Genomic DNA, 18,846 nt, shown 5'->3' with positions numbered 1-18,846 from the left:
AAAATTTATTAATCAATCCATAACAAGTCGATACTCTAAATAATTCAAGTCACAGCTAGGCGACAAGTGAATGAGTCACTAGGAGCATACACAAGTATGTGACTAGTGCGAATGAACGCAGTCAACAACGCTGTGGCTTGAAGTATGACGAGTATGATGAGTATAAAAAAACAGCCCTCTACAAAATAAAGGGCTGTTCTAAATCAGGGAGGGAGAAATTATGATTTTTTGTCTGCTTTTGGCTGACTTGGTGAAATCAAGTTAAATATTTCACCTAAACCATAAATGATGCCCATAATCAGTACCATTACAACAGGTACCATCAAGAGAGCAAACCCTAAACTTTTCAATAATTCAAGCATGATAACCTCTTTATCATGGTATATTCGGAAAGCCAGAGTTGGCATTTCTTCACGAATGACGAATAATAACGCTATAGATGTATATATTCTAGAGAATTATCGCTTTGTGTCGGCACAAAAAATGCGATAAACACACAAAAAAAGAAGAAGCCTATCATTATGCAAGCAGAAATATTATTAACTCTTAAACTTCAAGATAAGCTCTTTGCCGATCCTCGCCGCGTTGCGTTGTTAAAACAAATCAAAGCGACGGGTTCAATTAGCCAAGGGGCAAAAATGGCGGGCATTAGTTATAAAAGTGCTTGGGATGCCATTAATGAAATGAATCAACTCGCAGACGAACTTCTTGTTGATAGAGCAACAGGTGGTAAAGGTGGCGGTGGAGCAACTCTCACACATTATTGTGAGCGCTTACTTCAACTTTACGATCTGCTCGGTCAAATTCAGCAAAAAGCCTTTGATGTATTGAAAGATGATTCACTCCCTCTGGATAGTCTTTTAGCCGCTATTTCTCGTTTTTCATTACAGACCAGTGCTAGAAACCAATTTTTTGGTACGATTATTGAGCGTGACAACCTGCAAGTTCAACAACATGTTAATGTGCAACTTGCAGATAGAAAAACGATCATTCGTGCTGCTTTAACAGAGAAAAGCGCTGATCGCCTAGGGCTTAAAAAAGGTAAAGAAGTACTGATTTTAATTAAGGCACCTTGGGTCAATATTGAAAAAGGAACTTCTTTAACACAGCAATATGACAATGCGCTTTCAGGCACACTCACTCAAATTGAGACGGGTAGTGAAAACAGCGAATTAGTGGTGACATTAGAAGGTGGGCAAGAAGTTTGTGCCACATGTTCTAATCAGCATGTTAAAGAGCAAAAACTACATATTAATGACAGCGTAACGGCTTTATTTAATGCTGATCAGGTGATTGTCGCAACACTGTGTTAATCATTAATATGATTACTTTTAAATAAAAAATAAAACCATCACTTAGTTATTATTTTAACAATAATATTAAGTGATGGTTTTTAATTGATAAAATTATAAAAAGTTACCTTACACTTGGTTGATATGAGATGATTTTAATATCCATTTAAACTTTTCGACTAACACAACGCGTAAATGCCTCTTTTATTGAGGCACCTAAAACCTCATCACTACAATTGCTTTTTAACGTAATAATTGCACTATCAGGTATTCCTTCACCAACCCAATGATCCATACGTAAATGGTTTTGAGGCTTAATAATAATTTCATTACCTATAAAGCTTAAACCACATAAGTTCATATTTTCAAATAGAGCTGTTTTATTTTTATAACTATATTCTTTAATTATTTTTTTCACCCACTCTGAATAAGATTTTTTATTATTATATATCTCATTAAATTCTTGTGAGTTACTTTCTATTTTTCTACTATTACTTAAAGAAATTTTTGAATAATGACCTAACTTATCATCAGTGATATTCTTAGATAAAACGTTATATCCATTTTTCAAATCCATAAAGTGGATATAGCACCCCGAGATAGTTACTATAATATAGTAATCATAATTAAAGTAAATATCTGCATATAAATTATAGCCCTTCGATATAATCATTAACCATTCCTCAATTACAGTAATATTAAACCTAATATTCTTTGAAGATGCATTTTTAATTGAATAGCTAATTATTTTCCATTGATTAATTCCTGTCATTCAGTAGTTTATAATCATCTTTACTTCCCTTTTTATAAACAACTTAGATAATTATCGTTAAATAAAAAACTATCACCTAATTGTCATATTAAGCAATAGTTTTTGGATTAAATAATTTTCTCATTAAAATTTAGTAACTAAAATTATTTTGAATACATACGAGTAAAATAATCATTAATCTTATTATTATCGAGTAATCTATCTTTAGTAAAATCAATATTATCAGAGACTACAACATATTTTCTTAAATCTTCAGGAATATCTTCAATCGAAGCATAAATACTAGGGACAATAAAACGAAAATAATCACCAATTTTATTTTCTCCTTCATACCCTACTGGGCGGTACTCATATAATTCATTAAAAACTCAAAAAAGAAAAACCCCTATCAATTCAATTAAAAATCAAATTAAAAACATTTAATTATTTATTGCCTAATAATTCACATATATATTATATTTCAATTATACAAAAATACTCACTTTCATTAAGTTAAAATCTCTTCGTAGTACACCGACTAAATGCAAGCCGAATACCCAAACCTATCTCATCAGATGAGCTATCTAGCGATAAAATAACCTTATGGGATGCCCCTATTCCTTCCCATCCTTCAAGACTTGAATGGTGAGAAGGTGAAATTAATATTTTGTTATTAGAAAGATAAACAGAACAATTTAGCATATTAGCTAAAAGTTGACGTTTTGAGCGATAGTTATATTTATACTGTAATAATTCTAGCCATGAATCCCAGTTTTTTTTTATATTTTCCTTTTTAAAGAGTTTGTCATATTCCTCATCTTTGAGCTGAGTTCGACTATTCTCTAAAACTTTAATTAAACTTTCGCCAAGCTCCTTATTTGAACATGTTAAAGAAAGTATAATTGATGAAAAATTAGGATCGAGTGTCATTAGCCCATAGCCAGATTCCGTATTTAAGCAAAAAAATTTATCTGTCATTACTATCAAAGCACAATACTCATTATCGTTAATAAACGTCATCATTTTACCTGCGTTATTTTTACTTCAATATTCATACTTTCTCCATAAGCTACCGCACGATTAATTTCAATCCATTGGGCCTTTGTTGTCGATTGTGGTACAGCAAGCCAAATTTCTCGTTTTGCTATCATTTCTGAATGTAAATTAACTCCTGACAATCTATAACCTTCAAATTTTGCAGCATCATCTATATTACTTTTAATTGTATTATAAATTTGTTTTGGTCGATTAAGTTTACTCATCGTTTGAGTATCTAGGCTTTTTGCACTTATTGCTACTTTATCTTTAGCAATATAAAAATCAAATGTTTTAAAATTTTTTGGCAATCTAGTGTGAACAGGTAAGCTTTTCGCAATAGAGTTTTCCCATGACATTCCTTGTGTATTTATATTTCCTCCCCCAGAAGACCATTTCATACCAATTTCAGAAGCAGAAATTGTTTTACTTGCTGAATTTCTACCAAAATATCTAATAGCAAAATCGCTTAATTCTTTAACTAAAAAACCAGCACTAACAAGAAAAAACTGGTTATCTGGCTCTGAGATCCACGATGAAAACTTTAACCAAGAAGGAGTGTTTACATCTATTTTATCTAAATCTTGCGAATTCCAATATTGAACATATTGTTTAGCTATCTCAGTTTGCATTGTATCAGCACCAAGATAGCTAGCCCAATATGGTCTTTTAGTTAATTCAAGTGCATTTTCAATTCTTTTTTTCTTGATCTCTATAACTGCTAACGGATTAGTATTTAATTCAACATCTAGTTTTAAACTATTTTCATTGCTAAAAACTGTATATTTGTCGATTATCTTTGATAGGCATTCAGCATTAGACCCACATTTATGTATTTCTCGATCGAAATCCATCGAAATATCATGAAATAAATGGTTGAAACGGAATATATTCTCAGCTGAACTAGCACCACTATATACACCACCTGGCTCACCAGTAAAAACACCACCGGCAATACCACCAAATAATCTAACAAATTGCGCTTGTGATTCTGATTTTCTCTGCCATTCCTCAGCCTTAATAGTGTTATCACCCAATGAAATAGCAGCAATTTCAGCAGCTAAGCTACCTATAACTGCACCATTAATATTTCCTCCACTAATTTGGGCAGATAAACCAGATAATGTTGCATGGCTTAAAACCTTTCCTGCATGCCCTAATACCGCGCCATTATCACCAATTAAATTGGCGCCTTCGGCATGAAGCTGACTACCAATATTGCTTAATAGCGCCGTTTTAAAATTATCAATAAAACTGCCACCTTGAATGGCAGTGCCCAATGTTGAACTGACGACTGAATGCGAGGCAACGCGTTGTGCAACTTGATTCCATGTTGCGCTATCGGTCGCAAGTAACTTGCCTGTTGAAGGTAATGTTCCACCTTGGATTGCCTGATCCCAACCCATAAATTGGTCAAGACCCTGAAGTGCCCCTGCAACCACCATACTCGTCACCACAGACTTGACCGTGTCGCTACGCCCCAGTGATTCAAGTGTTTTAGAGATGTTGCCTTGGTTTTCAGCTAAAGAGACCGCCGCTTGCGAAACTAAAGAGGCAAAACCTGCTTGTGCTGCAACCGATGCTGTTGAAGCCACGCTTGCTGAAGCACCCGCAGCAATGGTTGCTTTACTTGCCATTCCACCAATAGTTGCCGCGGTTGCTGTACCGTAAGTGGCAACTCCCACTGCAATAGCGATAACCGCACCAACAACAGGATTTAATTGTTTTGTTTCATCATCCCAATCAGAATAGGTATCTTTAACTAAATTCCAATTGACGTTTTGATGGTGTTGAAGATCTTTAAGCCATGCATATTCTGGAGTGTTACCTAAAACTGTTAATGCTTGTTCTAGTGATTGTCCTTTTTGAGCTTTAATATCAGCAGATATTCCTTTAGGCGCATCAATAGTCAGTTTTCCACCAATATAAAGTGTCGGTAATGCCCAACTCTCTTTTATATATCCCTGATTGCGCTGAGTAATATAAATATCTTTTGAATTAGTAATAACTTGCTTAAATGCTGTATTTTTAACTGCTTTAAAATTAACTTTTCCTGTTTTACTGGTTAATTTTGCATTCTTCGCTGTTTCTAGTTTGCTCGCTTCTAAGGTAATATCATCTTTAGCAAATAAATTAATATCGCCATTAGCGATAAACTCGGTAACTTTATTATTTGTATTATGACGTTTTTTCGTGTATTTCTTTTTGGTAATACATAAAGTCCATCGATTACATTTTTTATTCTCTTCTTCGTAATAACTCGATTCTTCCATCGCTTGTGCGTAAAGAAATCCACCTTTAGCTGCAATATCTATCTTTTTATTGGCAGTCAAATTTGATGCCTGAAATAAAATACTGCCTTCAGATAATAGAGTTAAATTATTGCCACTATTAATTTCAGTACTGACTTGTTTGTGAATTTCTTCTAACTTAGAGCCCGACTCTTTACGAAAATGTGTTTTTACTGATCCCAATTGAATATTACCACCACTGGATATCGTAATGTCACCATCTGATTTGAGTGAGCTTCCTTCTGTTATTAACGCACCTGATGACGCAATAGAAATGCCTTTATTTCCTGTAATAGCCGCTGTGCTATACTGAATATCTTGAGCATCTTCGTGGGGATCTTTGATGGCAGAATAAGCATTTGCACCCAGTTTTATATTCCTACCAGCTAATACAATGACTTTATCTTTTGAATTTAATACTGTTGAACTTAAATCAATATCACGCGCTGCATTTAAGATAAGGTTATTGTCTGAAAATAATTTAGATTGTAATTGAGGATAATAAATATCACTAAAGAAAGGATCGGCTTCTTTTATTGATTTTGAGGCAAGGAAAATATCCTGTCCTGCATTAAAGGTTATAGCTTTATCGCTGTGATATTTTATTCCTTGACTAATAATATCTTTACCTGAAGTAAAAGCTATATTATTACTTTCCCAAAACCCCATATTAATTAAAAATGCTGGAATATATCCACTATCTCTAATAAATGGTACTAAATTAAAAAGAAAAGATTCATCACGATTTATTTTAATATCTTCTAGAGAAGATAAATTTAATTCGTTGGATTTATTAATTATTACATTTGAAATATAAATATTCTTTCCAGAATTAAAATTTATTTTTTCAGAAATATTAATATATGGTGATTTAATACCTTTTAGAGTATAAAAGGTGGTAGGATTAAATAAATGACTAATATCTCCCTTTTTAGTTATAGCAGAAAAATATTTTGCTGTTGCATCTATATTCTCAAATTGTATAGTATCTATTGCTGTCAAACTTATATTTTCATCAGCTAGTAATTTTGAATTGTTTATATTTATATTTTTATCAGCAATAATAGATAAAGAATCGTTTGCTGTTAAATTTAAAGAAACATTCACATTATTAGCATTTAATAATATATTTTTAGCTAATATAGTATTTTCAAAATCAGATAACCCTCTGAATTTTTTTATTTCTTTTTCTGTAAATGGAAGTTTACGCTCTAAATCTATACTATTTTTAAAATCTAATACTAAATTATTACCTGCTTTTATTATATAATCAGAGACATCATTTACAGAAAATTCATAATGGCTACCCGTTTTCACAAAAGGAATAAAATGACTTACCTTATTAAACTTAGCTTCATCAAGCTTATATTTTATTATATCATCCCGATAATAAAAATGAGCATTATCATTATAATAATGATCCCATTTATTAAGATATGCAGAACGATAATAATATAATCTTGCGCTACTTCCTGTTGCAATTAAATTATTATCTGCAATAATTCTAGATTGGTTATTAATAAAATCATTAGATTGTATATATAAATTATTTCCTGAAGAAATAATACTTGGAACATATTTATTACTTTTTTCAAAATATGAACATTCTACATTAACTCCTCCATTATTTTTTAAATCTAAAATATCAAACCATTTTTTATAAGAGAAATTTTTTAACTCAGGAAATACAATAACTAAAAGAAAATCATCAGTAGGACTTCTAGATGGAAGGAGGAGGTGATTACCGATATTTATAGAGAGTTTAGAATCAGGCTCTTGTTTTATCTCTTTAAATAAAGGTGTTATAGATTCATTAACTAATTTCTTAGTTCGAATAATCAAGTCACCCTTTTCTGTTTTTATCGTGGCTGATTGATTTTCAATTAAAGTGCTTGGATCACCCTGCGCATTTCTCTGTATCCATAAATTATCTTTCGCTTGAATAAGTGCCTTTTCACCTTTGTTAGTGAGTTTATCTGCAAATAAACGCATATCTTTCTCTGAGATAACTTCACTATGATTAATCAGCGTATTAGTTGCTAAAGTAATATCTCTTTTTGCTTTTAACTTTGTATTACTATTAATTTGTAGTTCTTTACTACTAACATTAATATCTTGTTCAGATTGAATATTGCCATTAAAGGTAATTTTTCCATCAACAGTTATATTCACACTGTTTTGATTTGTCTGAATATTACTTAAATTAACACCAATACCTTTTTCTGTACTGACTAGACGGATTTGATTGGCATACATTCCACCTAGCGCTTTAGTATCAATAGAAAGTATGGGTTTAACACCTTCACCATTAATGCTATTTACTGTACCTTTATCAAAATCGATACGGTTATTTCCTTGCATTAAAGAAAGGTTTTTAGCGTTAATTTTTCCATTTAACTCAATACTACGGCTGATAATGTCGGCATAATCCTGAGCTTGGAGATCTATACCTTGCGTGCCAATAACAACACCGCCTTTTTTCACTTCTATTGCCGAATAGGCGCCTTGAGGATTAAAAAGAGGTTTTCCTGTTGTGAGCGTAATTGCTGGGGTATTTATAAACGAACAACCATCACACGTAATACCATTTGGATTAGCAATAACAACTTTCGCTTGTTCTCCTGCAACTTCCAATTTTCCTTGTAATTGTGAGCGCCCATTTCCCACCACTTCATTAATAATTAAATGAGCAGCACTTCCTTTTAAATTAGTATTGGCATTCACTTGTTTGGCTAATTGTGTATTAACAGAAGTTGTCGCATTATTAATTACAACACCTTGCTTGCTAACATTGAACGAATGAAACTTATTATGAGAAATACCAAGATTATTAGGTGTTGAAATATTAATAATAGGAACAGTATTTTGCTGATTGACTTTAATCGTTTTATCGGAGGGTGTAATTGCTGAGCTCCAAGCTGGATGTAATGGATAAATAGCAATTACATAAGCGATGCTATAACTTATTAAACGTTGTTTCCAAGAAATATCCTTTTCACACATAAAAACTCCTAACATTTAAATAGAAAGAGAAATAGACCAATAAAAAGACCAGCAATCTGGCTTTAATGATTTTGGATAAAACATAGGTTTATTAATTAATATCTGAGAAGAAAAAGTGGAATGATAGAAAGAAGCACCTATTGCACTTCCAATTATTTTATTCTTTTCTGTTTCATATTGATCTGAATGGGCGACACCATAATCAAGTGCAAAAATAAAATTCCACTTACTTAAAAATGAAGTTATTGGTGATATATTTATTTCATTGCGCCAATAAAACCCACTATTAGCATTAAAATTTATTTCTTTATATCCACGAACAGCCTTTATTCCATCTATTGCTATTTTTTCCGAGCCATAAAGATTATCAGGCGTATATTGACTATGAAATGAAGTGAGATAGGAAAACTGATCAGTCAATAAATATTGATAGCTTAAATTTAAACTCAATTTTCGATAATGACTTCGAGGTGAATTATCAGCAATATCATCAGGTGTCGCACCAAAAAGAGAGATCCCAAACTCAGCAGTTGGATTAATGATTAAATATCCATTATGTAAACTTAAGGTATATTCAGGGCTAAATGATAAAGAAGTCAATGTGGGACTATTTATTAATAATTTTTGTTGTGCTAACTGCGTTTTTGCTTTCTTATGCTTTAACGTTCCCTTTAGTGTTACTCGTTGTTTATTATCTCGATAGACTAAACGACTAATATCAAATTGCTGATCTTTATTTTTGTTTTTATAAATATATTTGTGATTATTTTGGAAGGAATAAGATGAACGACTATCAGATAACTGGTATTGATAAAACCAATAACCATAAGGGATATTCACACTTGCAGTATAAGCACGAGAATAGTGAGCATGAGGGAAATCTGTATTTGTTTTTAGTGAAAAAATCCACTGCTCACCCAAGCCAAACAAAGAATCTATTGTTGTTGTATTAGTAAGTAAGATCTTTCCTGTTGTTTCTGTTCCCGAATTATCAATTGTTAATCGATTCTTTAAAGGAAGTTTTTTAGCTTTTCGATTAATGGTTACAGATGAATATCCCACACTATCGCTTGGTTGAATATCCAAGGTATATTGCGCTGTTGTTAATCGATTAAGCTGTTCTAATCCATGTTCTAAATCTCGTAGATTTAAAATTTTCTCTTTCAAAGAAGGAAAAACAATATCAATTAATCTAGATGAAACACCATTGATAGAAATATCTTTTATTCTACCTTCAATAATCTTTATTACTAACTTATGATTAGAAAGATCTTGCTCTGGAATAATAGCTTGAGAGGTAACATAACCTTTTTCAATATAATTATTAGTAATTGATTTAGCGACCTCATGCATATCATTTAATGTTAGACATTTTTGTAGATACGGTGAAATTAATTTAGATTTCTTTCTATAATCTAATAAAGTATTTCCTGTAAGATCAACTTTATCAATAAGAAAACAATTACTATTTACATTTTTATTATTCAAAGAAAAACTATTTTTGCTAATGAGTAAAAATATAAAAAAGAATAAGTTTATTTTTTTAAATTTATGCATATATAAGTCATCCTTAAAGAGATGTTTATATATTTACATAGGAAACGCATTTTAAAGGTTATCATTAAATAGTAGGTGTATAAGACTTTTGGAAAAAGTTCTTTCAGCAAATATTGACAAGTTTCTATTAACCCTATATTGCTAGATACTTAACTTGCACTTAGCTTACATTAAAAAAATAAGGCTAATAATAATGAAACACTTACAACTCAACAAAACACAATTCCGCTTAAGCGATAAACTTTGTTTACAAATCGACAATTTAGCCATAAATGAAGGTGAGAGTTGGGCATTTGTAGGCAGTAATGGAAGCGGCAAAACCGCCTTAGCAAATGCATTATGCCAAGAAGGTATTTTGCTCTCTGGTGAATTTATCAGCACATTTTCTCGTTCAATTAGTCTCTCTTTTGAAAAACTGCAAAAAATGATTGAAGAAGAGTGGCGTCGGAATAACACAGATTTATTAAGTGAAGGTGAAGAAGATACTGGCTTAACCGTTGCTCAAGTTATTCAAATGCAGGTTAAAGATGATGACAGATGCTTTTTACTAGCAAAGCAATTTGGTGTTGAATACCTTTTATCAAGACGTTTTAAATATCTATCTACCGGTGAGTCTCGAAAAATATTGCTTATTCAACTTTTAATGAATAAACCTGATTTAATTATTTTAGATGAGCCTTTTGATGGATTAGATGTTGATTCTCGCCGTGCTTTAAATGAATTATTAACACTATTACATCAACAAAATCTGACTATCGTACTCATTCTAAATCGTTTTAATGATATTCCTGATTTTATTCAGTATGCAGGTCTACTCATTAATTGCGAATTAGTCGCCAACGGTGAGAAAGAACAGGTTTTATCTGACTCTGTTATTGGGCAATTATCTCACAGTGAAACTCTTGAAAATCTCACATTACCTGAACAAGATTCGCCTGATGCCATTCCTCAATTATCACCGACACTTTCCCCTATCGTGCTAAAAGATGGAGTAGTGAGCTATAACGATAAACCTGTTCTTCACCATTTAAGCTGGGAGGTAAAACCTCAGCAACATTGGCAGATTTTAGGCCCTAATGGTGCAGGAAAATCGACATTATTAAGTTTAATTACGGGCGATCACCCTCAAGGCTACAGCAATGACTTAACGCTATTTGGTCGTAAAAGAGGAAGTGGTGAAACAGTATGGGAAATTAAACGCCATATTGGTTATGTCAGTAATGCCTTACATCAGAGTTACCGTGTTTCTTCAACGGTAAAAAATGTCATTATTTCAGGTTTTCATGACTCTATTGGCATTTATCAAGCGATTACAGATAAACAGCTTAAACTTGCTGATGAATGGTTAGCATTAATTGGTTTAACCTCACATGCTAATCATCCATTTCATGCCTTATCTTGGGGTCAGCAACGCTTAGTGTTAATTGTTAGAGCATTAGTTAAACACCCTACCTTACTTATTCTTGATGAGCCATTGCAAGGATTAGACACAACGAACCGGCTCTTAGTACAGCGTTTTATTGATATCATGATAAGCCACAGTAATACGCAACTTTTGTTTGTGAGCCACCATCAAGAAGATGCGCCATCGTGTATTACTCATCGATTGACTTTTATTAAAGAAGGCGAAATTTATCGTTACCAGCAAGAAATTTGTTAAATGTTCATTTTTACTGTCATAATCAGGGCAATGATTTTAGAAATTAACGCTAAACTTAGGTCTGAATTTTTATTTAAATCGACATTTTCTTGCTTATTATTTGAACAATAATAAATAAAGAATGTGTCGTTTTTACAGGCGCTATTTTCGTCTATTTTTTATACAAAACGGATATTTTGTTTTTTTACGCCGATCCCGCTAGATTAATAGCTTGAACGATTAAGCAAAAGGTGTGACAACTGTACAATAATTCATCGAACAAACGACATTTTTGACTTAATCCCCCTTGTTTTGTCACTTATGTTTGGCGTTCTTGTCGATGATCCATATAATGATTGAAGTGCTAATTTTAAACTTATATTAAGAAAGTAATTATAGGAGTCTAAACTATGGCAGTAACTAAGCTTGTGCTAGTTCGACACGGTGAAAGTGTATGGAACAAAGAAAACCGTTTTACAGGCTGGACTGACGTTGAGCTGTCCGAAAAAGGCCGTAATGAAGCGCAAGAAGCAGGTAAACTGCTGAAAGCTGAAGGTTTCGTTTTTGACTATGCATATACTTCTGTTCTGAAACGCGCAATTCACACCCTGTGGAACATTCTTGATCAAGTTGATCAACAATGGCTGCCAGTTGAAAAATGCTGGAAATTAAACGAACGTCATTACGGTGCTCTGCAAGGCTTAAACAAAGCTGAAACTGCTGAAAAATACGGTGACGAGCAAGTTAAACAATGGCGTCGTGGTTTTGCTATCACTCCACCAGAATTAACTAAAGACGATGAACGTTTCCCAGGTAAAGATCCTCGTTATGCATCTTTAACTGCGGCAGAACTGCCATTAACAGAAAGCCTAGCATTAACTATCGACCGTGTAACACCATACTGGGAAGAAGTTATCAAACCACGTGTTGCTTCTGGTGAGAAAGTTATTATTGCAGCTCACGGTAACTCACTGCGTGCTCTGGTTAAATACCTAGACAACATGAGCGAAGACGAAATTCTTGAGCTGAATATCCCAACAGCTGTACCTTTAGTTTACGAATTTGATGAAAACATGAAACCAATCAAACGTTACTACTTAGGTAATGCTGACGAAATCGCAGCAAAAGCAGCCGCTGTTGCTAACCAAGGTAAAGCAAAATAATTTTGCGTTAAATCTATTAATTTAGGTTTATATGATAAATACCGCTAGAAATAGCGGTATTTTTTTATATTAAATTTCTAAATTTCAATTTTTCATATTATTTTTTATTTTATATAAAAAATATAATATTTAACTCGATAGCCTTAATTAAATAATATTAAATTATCACTTACAGTTATTAAATATATTGTCACCATTGGATTTTAAGTCATTTAATTATTTATAAATATAAAACGCTTATAACAAACGCATACTAAAATAGGGATATTAATATGAAATTAAAAATAGCTACCATTCTATTTATTATTATTATGTTTATAATAATGTTTGTTTTATTTCCGTTTAAGGAGGATAAAATAAATGTTCCTTCTCCCTCTCTATTTAAACAAAGCCTTTCACATTATCAGCTTTACTTAGGCGATATTTATTTTGATAAGAATGATAAAAACAAAGCCCGCAAATTTTATTTATTATCTGCTTATAACGAGAATGCGGAGGCTCAAGCAAAAATAGGTTCTTTCTACATTAATGGAAATTTATATTTCCCTAAAGATTATGAATTGGCCATGAAGTGGCTACTAAAATCGTCTAGTAAAAATAATCCTACTGCACAGTTTTATATAGGATATATGTATGATGATGGTTTAGGTGTTATACAAAATTACTATATAGCAATTGAATGGTATTTAAAATCTGCAGAGCAGAATTTTAGTAGAGCACAGAATAATCTAGGTCTTTTATATTTAGATGGTCTTGGTACTAAACAAGACTACGAAAAAGCAATGGAGTGGTATTTAAAAGCAGTTAGTAATGGGCATATCAAAACAAACAATAATATTGCTTATTCATATCAACATGGCTTAGGAGTTGATCAGGATTATCAGAAGGCAATGACCTTCTATTTAAAGGCGGCTGAAGATAATGATCCCTCAGCTATTTATAATATCGGTTATTTATATGAAAAAGGACTGGGTGTCATTGTTGACAAAGAAAAAGCATGTGAATGGTATCAAAAGTCATATGAGCTTGGATTTAAACCCGCTAAATTCAGACTTGATCTATTAAAAATACATGACTAACTTACTTTCTTTTCCATAAAAAATACCGTTGATTAATTATCAACGGTATTACAGTTTATGTATTAAGATAATATCAGTTAACCGCGACGAGCAACAACCGCATCTGCTAGTTGGCGTAACAGTATTTCAGTATCATCCCAACCAATACAAGCATCGGTGATACTTTTACCGTAAACCAATGGTTCACTGCTTTCTAATGACTGGCTACCTTCCACTAAATGACTCTCAATCATAACGCCGATTAATGCTTTTTCACCTGAGCTAATTTGTTGGCAAATATCAGCACCAACTTCCATTTGTTTCTCAAATTTCTTGCAACTATTGGCGTGACTGAAGTCAACCATCACGTTTTGTGGTAAACCTGCTTTTTTAAGCCCTTCTTTTACCGCTGCTACATGTTCAGCGCTGTAATTTGGTTCTTTACCACCACGTAAAATAATGTGGCAATCACCATTACCTGCTGTGCGCACAATGGCTGAATGGCCCCATTTAGTGACAGAAAGAAAACAGTGTGGCGATCCCGCAGCATTGATTGCATCAATAGCAACTTTAATAGTTCCATCTGTGCCATTTTTAAAACCAACAGGACAAGACAAACCAGACGAAAGCTCACGGTGTACTTGAGATTCTGTAGTACGAGCACCAATTGCACCCCAACTCATTAAATCAGCAACATATTGAGGCGTTATCATATCTAAAAACTCGCCAGCTGTTGGCAAGCCACTATCGTTGATGGTTAATAAAAGATTACGAGCAATACGTAAACCTTCATTAATATCAAAGGTATGATCCATATGAGGATCATTAATTAAACCTTTCCAGCCTACTGTTGTACGTGGTTTTTCAAAATAAACACGCATAACAATTTCAAGTTTATCTTTAAGCTCTTCTCTAATAAGACTTAAACGTTGCGCATACTCCAACGCAGCTTTTGGATCATGAATAGAACAAGGTCCAATTACCACTAATAGACGATCATCTTTTCCTGCTAGGATTTGATGAATAGCTTCACGGGCATGACGAACTGTAAAAGCCGCATTATCAGTTGCTGGAAACTTTTCCAATAAAGCAACTGGCGGTAAGAGTTCATTAATTTGTGTTATTTTAAGGTCATCATTTTGATAATTCATTCCCGTGTATCCACTCTATGTTATCTAGTCAATGTTATTATTGCTTTTCCAATCTAACCATTCATTTTCTATCTGTAAACACCCTTTCAACCTAAAGCACCTATAGTCATCTTTCTAAAAATTTCAATATAAAGGGAAATAGCGCACTTAAGCAAAATAATGATTCAAAATTGCGTTAAGGATAAGAATAAAAATAATGAATAGTAAGGCTGGAGAGAAAGATAACTCTGCCAGCCTTTTTTATTAGGAGAGATAATTATTTCTGCTAGAGCGTTTTGCTGTTTTGATCCACAAACGAGAACCATTAATAGCGATAGCCAGTAAGATAATATATTCAACAGACATTGCATAAACGCCTTGTTTGTAGAATATAACAATACTAATCACATTAATAACTGACCAAACTAGCCAGTTTTCAACTAATTTCCGCGTCATTAAGATCATCGCTACAATAGAAAGAACCGTCATTGTAGAGTCCCAGAATGGGTAAGCATCAGGTTCAAGAACTGGTGTCGCCAAACTTGCGCCAAAGACATTTAATATATCAACAGCAACAACGGCTAAATAACCAAATACAGTATCAATATTAAAAGTAAGAGCAGCAATAGCCGCTATCGAAACAACGATTAAGAAGAGACGATGACTCGATTTCAACCAACGTATTCTCAGCGTAGCTTGTTCAAAGTCATTCACTCTGCTCCATGCATACCATCCATAAATATTAGCGGCAAAGAAAAATATTTGAAGGAGTAAGCTTGCGTATAGCTGAATTTGGAAAAAAATAATGGCAAACAAGGTGACATTAATCAGTCCAAATAAATAGTTGATAATTTTTTCCTGGCTTGCAAGCCAAATACACAATAGACCAGCGATGGTGCCAACAGCTTCAATCCATGAGAGTGGATATCCACCGTCTCCGAGTGGGATATTGACTAAAATATTATTGATACTAAACCAACTCATCACATCCATTTTTACAACCCCGACTTAATCATAGAAAAAAACAAAGAAAATATGGGTTATTGCGACATCTTTGCAAAGTAGTAAAGATATATTATAAATTCATATTTATAATGGTACTTAGTTTTTAATATTAAACATTATGTTTCTGATTTAGAAAAATAACAAACAAATGTTTTATATACTAAACAAATTATTCTAATTTTACTTTTTAAACAATAAAAACGACAAATAACTTTATTACATTTTACTTATTAGAGAGAAATATGGAGCCAACAACACGTTTAATCGATCGCATGCTATCTTTTGCTCTCCTCGATCCTAGAATTGAGGCTGTAGTACTAACAGGATCGTTAGGACGCAATAGAAAGATAGACAGTTATTCTGATATTGATATAGAGCTTATCGGTTATGGTGCGACAGAGCTCGCAAAAAACCAACATTGGTTATCACAATTCGGTGATGCTCTTGTCAGCTTACAGTTGGAGTGTGAAGATCCCAAAAGTAAGTTTTGGCCTATTTATTTACATGTTTTAGCTCAAGGTCGCAAAATGGACATTATGATGGCAGAGCCTGAGCGTATTTTTAACATGAAAACTGAGGGACTTAGCCCAGTTTACCAGCGTGGATATCAAATCTTACTTGATAAAACGAGTTTATGTGACGGGCTTCCTGAAATTAGCACTATAACGCCTCCTACGCTTTCAAAAGAGCAGGCATGTAACAATGCTCAAGAATTCTGGTTTGAGGCGACACAAGTCGCTATAGCCATTCTACGTCATGAATTTTGGTCTGCTAATTATCGTATGAATGATATGCGTGAATGGCTGATGGCATTACTTGAACAAGTTGCGCTGCTCGATACCCCAACACAAGATGTTTGGTATCAAGGGAAAAACTTAAAAGAATGGCTACCTAAATTTTATTCATTGCGTTTATTGGAAAGTACTCTTGCAATGAGTACTCCCTATGAAGCGGCAGCAACACTTTCAATTATGATGGCATTTTTTCTTGATGCATCTAAACGCCTCAATCACCCTATTGATGTAGCAATAAAAACGCAAGAATTAGTCAGTGATTGGTTAATCGATAATGAATTTTTGACTGAAAATGAATACACCCAAATCACGTCATCAATTATTTGTCATTACTGATTTGAATGTCATTTTAGATTAGGGCTAGGTAGTTTTTTCAATTTTGAGAAAACTATCTTCATTGTTTAATAAAGCAATGAATTTCACTATGAAAAGAGAAAAAAGTTACTAAAAATTTATTTATTGTTTAAAGGATGGTAGATATACAGGGAGAGGTTTGAAATGGTGGGTCGTGGGCGATTCGAACGCCCGACCAATTGATTAAAAGTCAACTGCTCTACCGACTGAGCTAACGACCCATTTCAATAAAAACGGATTAGTATTCGAAAATGGTGGGTCGTGGGCGATTCGAACGCCCGACCAATTGATTAAAAGTCAACTGCTCTACCGACTGAGCTAACGACCCTTTTTCGAACTCGCCACATTCTCTGTGGCAACGGCGGGTAATAATACTGATTTAATGTTTTTGTGCAACGTTTTTTTTCAAAAAAAAGTTCAACCGTTGAAAAAACAATCATTTAACCCCGAAAATGCAACATTTTACATTACGGGGTCAATAATTAGAGTGTTCCTAGCTGCTTTTGCGCTAATTTAGCGCCAGCGCTATTTGGATATTGCTTAATCACTTGTTGGTAAACAGCTTTAGCATTATCCTTTTGCCCTTTCTCTTGCATGATCAAACCAATTTTATAAAAGGCTTCACTTGCTTTTTGAGATTTTGGATAGTTTTTAACAACGATAGCAAATGTGCTTGCAGCCTGATCCTTATTACCTTTTAGATAATACATCTGACCCAACCAAAATTGTGCATTTGATTGATAGCTAGACTTTGGATAGTTATTGATAAAGTTGTTTAATTCAACAATTGCCTTATCGTAATCTTTAGAATTCAATACGATATCAATTGCTGCATTATAATCGGCCTTCTCATCACCTTGTCCTGAGCTAGTTGCAGCAGGTGGTGTTGAAGAAGCAGTATTATCAGGTTGAGTGGCTTCTGTTGATGTTGAAGCTCCGCCACCAAGGCTATCTAACTGTTGATAGATATTACGTTGGCGTTCAACAACTTGATTTAACTGATATTGATTTTCCTGAATTTGACCACGTAACATATCAATATCACGCTGAGAATCAGCGAGTTGTTGCTGTAATTGGGTCAAAAGCTGGCTGTGAGCATTTGAAAAACGCTCAAGTTGGGCGAGTCGTTCATCGGTCGAACCTGAACCGATATTACTGATTGGCGCTTGGGCAATAGCGGCTACTGGAGCCGCTACGCCAACCAGTAACAACAGACTCATCAAGAAAGGTCTGAAGTTACTGTTGTTCATGCCGTTCTCTTAGTAATCCAGTACTGCACGACGGTTTTTCGCGTAAGCGGCTTCGTCATGACCCAGTACAGCTGGTTTTTCTTTACCGTAAGAAACGATTGACAGTTGATCAGCTGATACGCCTTTACCTTGCAGGTACATTTTCACAGCGTTAGCACGACGTTCGCCCAGAGCGATGTTGTATTCTGGAGTACCGCGTTCGTCAGCATGACCTTCTACAGTGATACGTACTGATGGATTTGCACGCAGGAATGCAGCGTGTGCGTCTAACAGGTTAGCGTAGTCTGAGCTAATGTCATATTTGTCAAAACCGAAGTAAACGATGTTTTGTTGTTTCAGTTGTTCTAATTGCTGACGTGCTAATTCTTCAGCAGTAGGACCTTGTTCAACAACTGGTACATTGTTTGTATCAGCTTGATCGTCGTTTTTGTTTGAGCTACATGCTGCAACAGCAACGAGTGGTAATGCTAACATCAACCCTTTAAACACTTTGTTTAATTGCATCTCTATTTGTTCCTTTATTT

The 18,846-nt window shown here is 33.7% G+C and carries 14 protein-coding genes and 2 tRNA genes; 5 read left to right on the top strand and 11 right to left on the bottom strand.

Annotated features, from left to right (window positions below):
* Positions 1 to 218: 218 nt before the first annotated feature.
* Positions 219 to 362, bottom strand: coding sequence for an AcrZ family multidrug efflux pump-associated protein (locus tag ABN236_RS00640; RefSeq protein WP_088493390.1), 144 nt, complete (start codon positions 360 to 362; stop codon positions 219 to 221).
* Positions 363 to 521: 159 nt separating this feature from the next.
* Between ABN236_RS00640 and modE the strand changes: the two genes are divergently transcribed.
* Entirely contained in the window at positions 522 to 1,313 is a 792-nt protein-coding gene (gene modE, locus ABN236_RS00635) for a molybdenum-dependent transcriptional regulator (protein ID WP_087803643.1), read from the top strand.
* 145 nt (positions 1,314 to 1,458) lie between these two features.
* Here the strand turns inward: modE and ABN236_RS00630 are convergent, their stop codons facing one another.
* The 4 genes from ABN236_RS00630 to ABN236_RS00615 all read right to left on the bottom strand — a co-directional run bounded on the left by ABN236_RS00630 (position 1,459) and on the right by ABN236_RS00615 (position 9,929).
* Positions 1,459 to 1,965, bottom strand: coding sequence for a contact-dependent growth inhibition system immunity protein (locus ABN236_RS00630; RefSeq protein ID WP_349473410.1), 507 nt, complete (start codon positions 1,963 to 1,965; stop codon positions 1,459 to 1,461).
* Positions 1,966 to 2,556: 591 nt separating this feature from the next.
* On the bottom strand, positions 2,557 to 3,063 hold the full coding sequence (locus ABN236_RS00625; RefSeq protein WP_036938372.1) for a contact-dependent growth inhibition system immunity protein: 507 nt from the start codon (positions 3,061 to 3,063) through the stop codon (positions 2,557 to 2,559).
* Positions 3,063 to 8,372, bottom strand: coding sequence for a DUF637 domain-containing protein (locus tag ABN236_RS00620; protein ID WP_349473154.1), 5,310 nt, complete (start codon positions 8,370 to 8,372; stop codon positions 3,063 to 3,065). The genes ABN236_RS00625 and ABN236_RS00620 overlap by 1 nt, the downstream gene beginning before the upstream one ends.
* A 15-nt stretch (positions 8,373 to 8,387) precedes the next feature.
* Positions 8,388 to 9,929, bottom strand: coding sequence for a ShlB/FhaC/HecB family hemolysin secretion/activation protein (locus ABN236_RS00615; protein WP_349473153.1), 1,542 nt, complete (start codon positions 9,927 to 9,929; stop codon positions 8,388 to 8,390).
* 193 nt (positions 9,930 to 10,122) lie between these two features.
* Between ABN236_RS00615 and modF the strand changes: the two genes are divergently transcribed.
* From modF to ABN236_RS00600, 3 genes are all read left to right on the top strand, one after another.
* Positions 10,123 to 11,589: a molybdate ABC transporter ATP-binding protein ModF gene (gene modF / locus ABN236_RS00610; RefSeq protein WP_349473152.1), complete on the top strand. Its 1,467-nt coding sequence runs from the start codon at positions 10,123 to 10,125 to the stop codon at positions 11,587 to 11,589.
* A gap of 389 nt (positions 11,590 to 11,978) precedes the next feature.
* Positions 11,979 to 12,731, top strand: coding sequence for a 2,3-diphosphoglycerate-dependent phosphoglycerate mutase (gpmA, locus tag ABN236_RS00605; protein WP_036938379.1), 753 nt, complete (start codon positions 11,979 to 11,981; stop codon positions 12,729 to 12,731).
* Positions 12,732 to 13,003: 272 nt separating this feature from the next.
* Positions 13,004 to 13,810: a tetratricopeptide repeat protein gene (locus ABN236_RS00600; RefSeq protein WP_349473151.1), complete on the top strand. Its 807-nt coding sequence runs from the start codon at positions 13,004 to 13,006 to the stop codon at positions 13,808 to 13,810.
* Between the two features lie 77 nt (positions 13,811 to 13,887).
* On the opposite strand, the gene aroG is transcribed toward ABN236_RS00600, so the two are convergent.
* Positions 13,888 to 14,940 carry a 3-deoxy-7-phosphoheptulonate synthase AroG gene (aroG, locus tag ABN236_RS00595; protein ID WP_088493400.1) on the bottom strand — a complete coding sequence of 351 codons (1,053 nt, stop codon included), beginning with the start codon at positions 14,938 to 14,940 and terminating at the stop codon, positions 13,888 to 13,890.
* Positions 14,941 to 15,183: 243 nt separating this feature from the next.
* Positions 15,184 to 15,912: a nicotinamide riboside transporter PnuC gene (gene pnuC / locus ABN236_RS00590; RefSeq protein ID WP_088493401.1), complete on the bottom strand. Its 729-nt coding sequence runs from the start codon at positions 15,910 to 15,912 to the stop codon at positions 15,184 to 15,186.
* Between the two features lie 254 nt (positions 15,913 to 16,166).
* On the opposite strand from pnuC, the gene ABN236_RS00585 reads away from it, so the two are divergent.
* The gene (locus tag ABN236_RS00585) at positions 16,167 to 17,054 is read left to right on the top strand and encodes an aminoglycoside 6-adenylyltransferase (RefSeq protein WP_349473150.1); all 888 of its coding nucleotides are present in this window, start codon (positions 16,167 to 16,169) and stop codon (positions 17,052 to 17,054) included.
* 163 nt (positions 17,055 to 17,217) lie between these two features.
* Here ABN236_RS00585 and ABN236_RS00580 read toward each other — a convergent pair.
* From ABN236_RS00580 to pal, 4 genes are all read right to left on the bottom strand, one after another.
* Positions 17,218 to 17,293: transfer RNA gene (locus ABN236_RS00580), tRNA-Lys, on the bottom strand.
* Positions 17,294 to 17,324: 31 nt separating this feature from the next.
* Positions 17,325 to 17,400: transfer RNA gene (locus ABN236_RS00575), tRNA-Lys, on the bottom strand.
* A gap of 154 nt (positions 17,401 to 17,554) precedes the next feature.
* Positions 17,555 to 18,322 carry a cell division protein CpoB gene (gene cpoB, locus ABN236_RS00570; RefSeq protein ID WP_088493403.1) on the bottom strand — a complete coding sequence of 256 codons (768 nt, stop codon included), beginning with the start codon at positions 18,320 to 18,322 and terminating at the stop codon, positions 17,555 to 17,557.
* Positions 18,323 to 18,331: 9 nt separating this feature from the next.
* Positions 18,332 to 18,826: a peptidoglycan-associated lipoprotein Pal gene (pal, locus tag ABN236_RS00565; protein ID WP_075672729.1), complete on the bottom strand. Its 495-nt coding sequence runs from the start codon at positions 18,824 to 18,826 to the stop codon at positions 18,332 to 18,334.
* Positions 18,827 to 18,846: the final 20 nt, after the last annotated feature.

The organism is Proteus sp. fly-1013 (assembly GCF_040140245.1).
GTDB lineage: Bacteria > Pseudomonadota > Gammaproteobacteria > Enterobacterales > Enterobacteriaceae > Proteus > Proteus mirabilis_B.
This window is presented reverse-complemented; position numbering and strand designations above follow the sequence as displayed.

Coding starts and splice junctions, on each gene's coding strand:
- ABN236_RS00640 (WP_088493390.1), bottom strand. CDS start 362: ATGCTTGAATTATTGAAAAGTTTAGGGTTTGCTCTCTTGATGGTACCT.
- modE (WP_087803643.1), top strand. CDS start 522: ATGCAAGCAGAAATATTATTAACTCTTAAACTTCAAGATAAGCTCTTT.
- ABN236_RS00630 (WP_349473410.1), bottom strand. CDS start 1,965: ATGATTATATCGAAGGGCTATAATTTATATGCAGATATTTACTTTAAT.
- ABN236_RS00625 (WP_036938372.1), bottom strand. CDS start 3,063: ATGACGTTTATTAACGATAATGAGTATTGTGCTTTGATAGTAATGACA.
- ABN236_RS00620 (WP_349473154.1), bottom strand. CDS start 8,372: ATGTGTGAAAAGGATATTTCTTGGAAACAACGTTTAATAAGTTATAGC.
- ABN236_RS00615 (WP_349473153.1), bottom strand. CDS start 9,929: ATGCATAAATTTAAAAAAATAAACTTATTCTTTTTTATATTTTTACTC.
- modF (WP_349473152.1), top strand. CDS start 10,123: ATGAAACACTTACAACTCAACAAAACACAATTCCGCTTAAGCGATAAA.
- gpmA (WP_036938379.1), top strand. CDS start 11,979: ATGGCAGTAACTAAGCTTGTGCTAGTTCGACACGGTGAAAGTGTATGG.
- ABN236_RS00600 (WP_349473151.1), top strand. CDS start 13,004: ATGAAATTAAAAATAGCTACCATTCTATTTATTATTATTATGTTTATA.
- aroG (WP_088493400.1), bottom strand. CDS start 14,940: ATGAATTATCAAAATGATGACCTTAAAATAACACAAATTAATGAACTC.
- pnuC (WP_088493401.1), bottom strand. CDS start 15,912: ATGGATGTGATGAGTTGGTTTAGTATCAATAATATTTTAGTCAATATC.
- ABN236_RS00585 (WP_349473150.1), top strand. CDS start 16,167: ATGGAGCCAACAACACGTTTAATCGATCGCATGCTATCTTTTGCTCTC.
- cpoB (WP_088493403.1), bottom strand. CDS start 18,322: ATGAACAACAGTAACTTCAGACCTTTCTTGATGAGTCTGTTGTTACTG.
- pal (WP_075672729.1), bottom strand. CDS start 18,826: ATGCAATTAAACAAAGTGTTTAAAGGGTTGATGTTAGCATTACCACTC.